General features: G+C 57.6%; 9 protein-coding genes. 3 read left to right on the forward strand and 6 right to left on the reverse strand.

What is annotated here, in order from left to right:
• Positions 1-674, reverse strand: a 674-nt coding sequence (gene dmeF, locus B2W52_RS03250) for a CDF family Co(II)/Ni(II) efflux transporter DmeF (protein WP_286801244.1), incomplete at its 3' end; no start/stop codon positions are given.
• Between the two features lie 171 nt (positions 675-845).
• On the opposite strand from dmeF, the gene B2W52_RS03255 reads away from it, so the two are divergent.
• Entirely contained in the window at positions 846-1775 is a 930-nt protein-coding gene (locus tag B2W52_RS03255; RefSeq protein ID WP_058091223.1) for a chromate resistance protein ChrB domain-containing protein, read from the forward strand.
• A gap of 113 nt (positions 1776-1888) precedes the next feature.
• Complete coding sequence (gene chrA / locus B2W52_RS03260) at positions 1889-3229, forward strand: chromate efflux transporter (protein WP_286801252.1); 1341 nt, start codon at positions 1889-1891, stop codon at positions 3227-3229.
• Between the two features lie 386 nt (positions 3230-3615).
• Here the strand turns inward: chrA and merB are convergent, their stop codons facing one another.
• The 5 genes from merB to merT are packed head-to-tail and all read right to left on the reverse strand — an operon-like array spanning position 3616 to position 6576.
• Entirely contained in the window at positions 3616-4251 is a 636-nt protein-coding gene (merB, locus tag B2W52_RS03265; protein ID WP_008175605.1) for an organomercurial lyase MerB, read from the reverse strand.
• Between the two features lie 13 nt (positions 4252-4264).
• Positions 4265-5668, reverse strand: a complete 1404-nt coding sequence (merA, locus tag B2W52_RS03270; protein WP_008175602.1) for a mercury(II) reductase — start codon at positions 5666-5668, stop codon at positions 4265-4267.
• A 5-nt stretch (positions 5669-5673) separates the two neighbouring features.
• A complete protein-coding gene (gene merF, locus B2W52_RS03275) occupies positions 5674-5913 on the reverse strand; it encodes a mercury resistance system transport protein MerF (RefSeq protein ID WP_008175600.1) in 240 nt (79 codons plus the stop codon).
• Between the two features lie 2 nt (positions 5914-5915).
• A complete protein-coding gene (gene merP, locus B2W52_RS03280; RefSeq protein WP_008175598.1) occupies positions 5916-6212 on the reverse strand; it encodes a mercury resistance system periplasmic binding protein MerP in 297 nt (98 codons plus the stop codon).
• 13 nt (positions 6213-6225) lie between these two features.
• On the reverse strand, positions 6226-6576 hold the full coding sequence (gene merT, locus B2W52_RS03285; protein ID WP_008175596.1) for a mercuric ion transporter MerT: 351 nt from the start codon (positions 6574-6576) through the stop codon (positions 6226-6228).
• 74 nt (positions 6577-6650) lie between these two features.
• Between merT and B2W52_RS03290 the strand changes: the two genes are divergently transcribed.
• Positions 6651-7076, forward strand: coding sequence for a MerR family transcriptional regulator (locus tag B2W52_RS03290; RefSeq protein WP_008175593.1), 426 nt, complete (start codon positions 6651-6653; stop codon positions 7074-7076).
• Positions 7077-7476 lie beyond the last annotated feature (400 nt).

Consider the following 7476-nt stretch of genomic DNA (forward strand, 5'->3'; position numbering starts at 1 on the left):
TGCCAGGACCAACGGGTTACCAGAATCGCACCGATAATCCCCATCATCGGGTCCATCCAGTTCCACCCGGCATATTTACCCGCCAGAAGGGCAACAATGGCAAGGACTGACGTCAACGCATCTGCAAGCACATGCAGGTAAGCGGCCCGTCGGTTGTGGTCATGGTGATGATGGTGGTGACCGTGATTATGCCCGTGACTGTGACCATGGTCATGACCTGCATCCCCCAGTATCCACGCTGACACCCCGTTGACCACCAGGCCTATGATGGCCACAAATATGGCCCCATCGAAAGAAATGGGGACGGGCTGGATAAAACGCCCAACACTCTCGATGACCATGTAGAGCGCAAAGACAGCCAGCAGAATGGCTCCGGTAAAGCCGCCCAGCGCATTGACCTTCCCCGTCCCGAAAGAGAATCGGGCGTTGCCTGCGTTTTTCCTGGCGTATGCATAGGCGAAGGCGGCAATACCCAGGGCCACCGCGTGCGACCCCATGTGCAGCCCATCGGCCAGCAAGGCCATCGAGCCATAAACGATCCCGGCCAGGATTTCCCAGACCATCATCGCCAGCGTTAGGCCCACCACGATGAGCGTTCGGATTTCTCCGGGGCGCTTCCGATCCTGGCCAAAGACATGCTTATGTTGCCAATGATCGAGTCGTTCGTGGTGCATCACAGTGTTCCTAGCGTGGCTGATGATTTGGTAAGTCTGGGGTCAAAACCAGCTTTTAACCTATCCCCCGTGGGGGGATATATGAGAATGCTACTGTAGTCAGATGGCCATCACAACCGTTCAGCCATAAAAGTGTTGTGATTGCTACAAACACGTAGTAGATTCTACAGAATGTCATGGCTTCTACTGATTCTGTCACTTCCTACAGAAAATGCGACGGTGCGTATGCGGGCCTGGCGCTCTATTAAGGCATGGGGCGCGGCTTCACTTCGCGACGGCGTCTATTTACTGCCAGCTCACCCCGATCACGTCGAGAAGTTGGAGGCTGTGGCCCATGACGTGCGTGAAGCCGGCGGTGTCGCCCATGTTGTACCCACTGACGGCCCGGATGCTCATGAATTCCCCGCTTTATTCGATCGTGCGGACGACTATGAGGCCTTGCACTCGGACATCGCAGAACTACGGGCAACGCTGCTGCCAGAATCGGCCATGGAGGTTATTAGGGAGACCCGGAAACTGCGTAAGCGCTTCACGCGCGTGTCACAGATTGATTTTTTTCCAGGTGCTGCCCGTGAACGGGTCGATCGGGCGTTGCAGGAACTGGAAACCGACGCAAATCGGGTGCTGTCGCCTGATGAGCCGCTACCTGTTTCAGGCACGGTCGCTCTCCTCAACCGTGCCGACTACCTGGGAAGGGTATGGGCAACTCGTCGCCGACCGTGGGTGGACCGCCTGGCCAGCGCCTGGTTGATTAAGCGATTCATCGATCCGGAAGCGAATTTTCTATGGTTAAGCTCTCCAGCTGATTGCCCTGATCACGCGCTGGGTTTTGATTTCGATGGAGCGGCCTTCACCCATGTAGCTGACAAGGTCACCTTTGAAACGTTGCTGGCGAGCTTTGGCCTGCGCCAGGTGGCACTGCAGCGGATCGCGGAACTGGTGCATTACCTCGATGTTGGCGGCCATCAGCCACCGGCGGCCACTGGAGTTGAATGCGTATTGATGGGCTTTCGCGAGTCTCATCATAACGATGATCAGCTGTTACTGGCTGCCAATCAGGTGTTCGACAGTTTGTACACAACCTATACGAAGGGGAAGTAAGCATGCCGGAGTCGTCCCACTCCACCGATACAGCCCACAGAACCCAACAAGACACTGTGCCATCGGGTGGCGATCGCAACGAGTTTGGTCATGAGATTACGTTTGGGGAAGCGGTGCGCGTCTGGCTAAGGATTGCAATGCTGAGTTTCGGCGGTCCTGCCGGCCAAATCGCCGTCATGCATCGTATTCTGGTGGATGAAAAGCGATGGGTCAGCGAAAGCCGGTTTCTGCACGCCCTGAACTACTGCATGGTACTGCCCGGGCCGGAAGCCCAACAACTGGCTACTTATATCGGCTGGCTGCTGCATGGCGTCAAGGGTGGGCTCGTGGCCGGCGGACTGTTTGTGTTGCCGGGTTTTTTGAGCATCCTGGTGTTGAGCGTGCTTTATGCGGGCTTTCAGGATGCAACCCTGGTGCAGGCGCTTTTCTTCGGGATTAAAGCGGCGGTGTTGGCGATCGTGATTCAGGCCGTCATCCGGATCGGTAAGCGCGCGCTCAAGAATGCCTATATGTACATCTTGGCGGCCCTTGCTTTCATTGCCATCTTTTTGTTCGCTGTCCCGTTCCCGGTAGTGATCCTGACTGCTGCCGTTATTGGCCTGCTGGGGCGGTACATGGACCCGGAACGATTCGTGGTCATCAAGGGACATGACACGCCCGAGGATGGTGAACGGGCGATCGACACCATGATGGATGGCGGTGCCGCACATCATACCAAGGCAACGCGCAAGCGGGCGCTCAAGGTACTCGCGGTCTGGCTACCGCTGTGGTTCACACCGCTAGTTGTATTGGCTGTATCGCTGGGCTTTGACGATGTCTTCACCCAGATAGGGCTTTTCTTCAGCAAGCTGGCCGTCGTCACCTTCGGTGGTGCTTATTCAGTATTGGCTTATATGGCACAGGAGGCCGTACAGAACTATGGCTGGCTTGCGCCAGGGGAAATGCTGGATGGTTTGGGCATGGCAGAGACCACGCCCGGCCCCTTGATTCAGGTAGTACAGTTCGTGGGCTTCATGGGCGCTTTCCGCGACGCAGGCCCCCTCGATCCTTTTACAGCGGGCATTCTTGCATCGATTCTGGCTACCTGGGTGACCTTTGTTCCCTGTTTTCTGTGGATATTCCTGGGCGCACCCTATGTAGAAAGGCTGCGCGGGAACCAGGCGGTGAGTGCTGCGTTATCGGCGGTCACCGCCGCCGTTGTGGGCGTGATGCTGAACCTGGCTATCTGGTTCGCGGTGCATGTCGCTTTCGCCGAAGTAGATACGGTTCGGACCTTTGGCATGCAGTTAATGGTGCCGACATGGGGCAGTATTCAGATCGCCAGTGTGGTGCTTGCACTGGCCGCCTTTATTGCCATGTTACGCTTCAAGGTGGGCATGTTGCCGGTGATCTTAGTCAGTTCGCTACTGGGCATCGCTTATTACCTGTTGTTCGGAGGCACGCCGAGCCTGTGAGCAGCGTGTCAGGCCTCTTTTTAGGAATGTCCACAGTAACGGGGTAGAACCCATTAAGCGCAGGCGCGACGAAGCCCATTTCATTGCGCCTTCGGTTCCATTCCATGGGCGCGCATACTGCAAGCGCTATTCGTCTTACTCGAATGTCCGCTTTGCGACCAGAAGCACCTAAACAGAAGCGAACATTCGATGCACGTCGATCGCCAGTGTAATGGGTGCATGTCCGGTTGTTCGGGTGAGGCACCACAGGAATACACCAATCGCATGTCCAGATAATTCCTGATTTGATGCACAGACAGGGTGCAGCGACGGAACGCTTTGGAAATGACATGGCCTAGCTCCTGGGTGCTGACCTACGTTCAAGATTGGTATCGAACATTCAGGTATTAAAGGTCATGTTGGTAACGCCTTGCTCTGTCGAGCATAAGGTGCGCAATCCGCTGTCCCAGTTCGAAACCTTCCTGCACAGTCACCAGCTGCGCGCTTGGTTTATCTCGCCCCCAGGCCTCCCCGGCCTGTCGAGAGGCAAAGAAAAGGACATCGCAACAAAACGCACTTCGAATGTCTCCCGATGCGGCCACCGACACTAAAGAGACGACCGCGTCCTCCGGCTCAAGCGAAACCACTCTCTGTGGCGTAATCGTCATGTTGATCGGGTTGTTCGTCTGCGGGCAACGCGATTGCACCTGCGCCCGTTCGCCAATAACGGTTGGAAACATCAAGGCATCCAGTGCACACCAGGTGTAAAGGGGCCGATCGTTGATGACAAATGCATGCGGGGTTTCTCGCAGTGTGATGCCGGAGCCGATCAGCCGTCCCTGGCCGTCGTACTCGATGGTCCCGCAGGGCAGTTTTTCCAGCACCAACTCTGCCTCATCAGTCGTCCAGTTGAGCGACTTCGCGAGCCGCTCAACAGTGACCGGTTGTCCCAGGGCAAGCTCGCGCAACAGCGTCACATGAAGCGCGGCTTCCCTTTCGCCGGTCAGACCCAGCCGTTCCACGATCTCATCCATGTTATACATTGGCGGCACCGTCTTATCCCGCACAGCACGACAATTGCTTCACGTCCTTGGTGAAGGTTTGGGCACAGAGCTTGAGCCCCTCCACCATGGTCAGGTACGGGAACAGCTCATCGGCAATGTCGTTCACGGTCATACGCGCACGCAGCGCCATGACGGCCGTCTGGATCAGCTCACCGGCTTCGCCCGCGACGGACTGGACACCCAGCAATCGTCCGCTGCCACGCTCAGCGACCATCTTGATGAAGCCCCCGGTATCGAAGTTAACCAGGGCCCGGGGCACGTTATCGAGGGTCAGGGTGCGGCTGTCGGTGTCGTATCCCTGAGCCTGGGCCTCCGCCTCGGACAGACCGACGGTGGCCACTTGTGGATCGGTAAAGATCACCTCGGGCATGGCGCTGAGGTCGAGGCTGGCGTCACCGCCGGTCATGTTAATGGCGGCCCGACTACCACCGGCGGCAGCCACGTAGACGAACTGGGGTTGATCGGTGCAGTCCCCGGCTGCATAAATGCCGGACGCGGTCGTTTGCAGGTGGTTGTCGATCCGGATCGCGCCGCGCTCGGTAGCCACGCCGACGGCCTCCAGGTTCAGGTTCTCGGTATTGGGTGTGCGGCCACTGGCCACCAGCAGTTGCTCCGCCTCCAGGGTGCCGGCGTTGGTTTGGAGGGTGAACACCCGGCCATTGTGGGTAATCTCACTGGCCTGGGTCTGCTTGAGCACCTCGATGCCCTCGCGACGGAAGGCCGCTTCCACGGCTTCACCCACCGCCGGGTCTTCCTGAGACAGCACCCGGCTGCGGGCCAGAATGGTGACCCGACTGCCAAGGCGGGCAAAGGCCTGAGCCAGCTCGATGGCCACCACCGAGGCACCAATCACAACGAGGCGCTCGGGAATGTGATCCAGCTCCAGCGCACTGGTGGACGTGAGATAGGGCGTCTCGGATAGCCCCGGAACAGGCGGTTCGGCGGGCCGGGCACCGGTGCCGATAAAGGCCCGGTCGAAGTGCACCGTCTGCTCGCCGCCGTCGTTGAGCGTAACCGTCAGTGTGCGCTCGTCCACGAACCGCGCCTCGCCCTTGAGGACGGTAATCGCGGCATTGTCATTGAGAATGCTCTGGTACTTGGACTCGCGCAGCTCCTCCACCCGGGCCTGTTGCTGAGCCAGAAGGGCTGAACGATCCACCACCGGTGCCTGGGCACTCAGTCCGTCGTCAAACGGGCTTTCCCGGCGAAGGTGGGCGATATGCGCCGACCGGATCATGATTTTGGACGGTACGCAACCAATGTTGACGCAGGTTCCGCCGATGGTGCCGCGCTCAATCAGCGTCACCCGGGCACCGCGCTCCGTCGCTTTCAGGGCCGCAGCCATGGCACTGCCACCGCTGCCAATCACCGCAATGTGCAGGTTGTTGTCACTCATAAACGTTACTCCTTGGTTGAAGGGCTGTCGCAGCAGGCGTCGTGTTTCTTTTTACGCCAGACGGCATAGCAGGTCAGGCCAATAAAAAAGACCAGTGCGGGCAAAAGCACGTAGTCGAGATAGCCGGTGAGGGCTGCCAGGCCTAAGGTTCCCAGCAAAACCACCAGTATTGGGGTAAAGCAGCACAGGGCGACCAGCACCGTGCCGATGACGCTCACCCGCAACAGGGTTTTGGGGTTTGCCATGGTTACTCCTGTTTTGCCTGAGATTGTTTCAGCGTGGACGGATAGCCGGCGTTGGTGGTGGCTTGCGTCAGTGCCTCAACGGTCGTTTTCTCGTCGTCGAAGGTGACCGTCGCATCGCGTTCTTCATAACGAACATCCACAGAGGTCACGCCCTCCACCCGGTTGAGAGCGGCCTTGACGGTGATCGGGCAGGCCGAACAGGTCATGCCAGGGACTGACAGGGTGACGGTTTGTGGTGCTGCCAGGGCCGGCAGGCTAACGAACAGGAATAACGCTGTGGCGATCAGTGATTTTTTCATGGTGCTATGCCTCTCAGTAAAATAGGGGTAAAACATAAGGGAACGCCAGCGCAGTCAGAATGAGCAGCGCGACAATCCAGAAAACAACCTTGTAGGTTGTGCGTACTTGCGGCACCGCGCAAACATCGCCCGGCTGGCAATCCTGTGCAGGCCGGTATATCCGGCGCCAGGCAAACACCATGGCCACCAGTGCCGCACCGATGAACCAGGGCCGATAGGGTTCCAGGGCGGCCAGATTGCCGATCCAGGCGCCTGAAACTCCTAACGCGATTAAAACCAGGGGACCAAGACAGCAGGCGGATGCCAGGACGGCGGCAACGCCCCCTGCGATCAGCGAACCGCGACCGGATTTGGGCTCAGACATTACGTTGGCTCCTTTCATGAGATGGATGACTGAGATAAGGTTACTCCCGTAGTCAGCTACGGAATCAACCCCCTATGTCCAAGAAACCACGTTCAATGACCATTGGCGCCCTGGCCAAGGCCGCCAATATTGGAGTGGAAACCATCCGCTATTACCAGCGCCGGGGACTGGTGGCAGAGCCTGACAAACCCTATGGAAGCATCCGCCATTACGACGATCAGGCGTTGGCGCGTCTTCAGTTCATTCGAACGGCCCAATGGTTGGGCTTCAGCCTGGATGAAATCGGAGGACTGCTAACACTGCAAGACGGCACCCATTGCGATGAAGCACGGGTACTGGGCGGACAGAAGCTCGCCAAGGTGCGTGAGAAAATTTCAAGTCTGCGGCGTATCGAGCGAACGCTGGAGGGGCTGGTGCAGGCATGTTGCACTGAGCAGGGTGACGTGAAGTGCCCGCTCATTACGTCTCTTTATAAGGGCGTAGAGGAAAACACGTCGTGAGCTTATCTACGAGAGCCAACTTCTCTGCCGGGGTCGGTTATGGCAACCAGCAAGGGGGCCGATCCGGTCGGCATCATACGTCGCCGCTTATCCCCGAGCCTACGCCAAATCTAAACGTTCGCTTTGCGACCAGGGCTTACTCTAGACCCAGCTAAACAAAAGCGAACATTAAAGATAGACGAATACGCAACAATCATTGGTATCGCTGGAGGAAGTTTTGCTCTCGTCAATCAGAACGTATATTCAAAAGCGGCTCCAGACCTTGAACTTTCCTGCATGGTTCTTGAGATCTCAGCGAAAACCTTTAAATGAATTGCGGATGCCGTCGACAATGTTTGTTGTCGCCTCGACTACTCCATGGATCTCGGCTTCAGCAGTCTGTAGTGGTTCAATGATTCCG

Source organism: Marinobacter sp. UBA2498, assembly GCF_002341575.1.
In the GTDB taxonomy this organism is placed as follows: Bacteria; Pseudomonadota; Gammaproteobacteria; order Pseudomonadales; family Oleiphilaceae; genus Marinobacter; species Marinobacter manganoxydans.

Coding starts and splice junctions, on each gene's coding strand:
- merT (WP_008175596.1), bottom strand. CDS start 6,576: ATGTCTGAGCCCAAATCCGGTCGCGGTTCGCTGATCGCAGGGGGCGTT.
- merF (WP_008175600.1), bottom strand. CDS start 5,913: ATGGCAAACCCCAAAACCCTGTTGCGGGTGAGCGTCATCGGCACGGTG.
- merA (WP_008175602.1), bottom strand. CDS start 5,668: ATGAGTGACAACAACCTGCACATTGCGGTGATTGGCAGCGGTGGCAGT.
- B2W52_RS03290 (WP_008175593.1), top strand. CDS start 6,651: ATGTCCAAGAAACCACGTTCAATGACCATTGGCGCCCTGGCCAAGGCC.
- merB (WP_008175605.1), bottom strand. CDS start 4,251: ATGTATAACATGGATGAGATCGTGGAACGGCTGGGTCTGACCGGCGAA.
- B2W52_RS03255 (WP_058091223.1), top strand. CDS start 846: ATGTCATGGCTTCTACTGATTCTGTCACTTCCTACAGAAAATGCGACG.
- merP (WP_008175598.1), bottom strand. CDS start 6,212: ATGAAAAAATCACTGATCGCCACAGCGTTATTCCTGTTCGTTAGCCTG.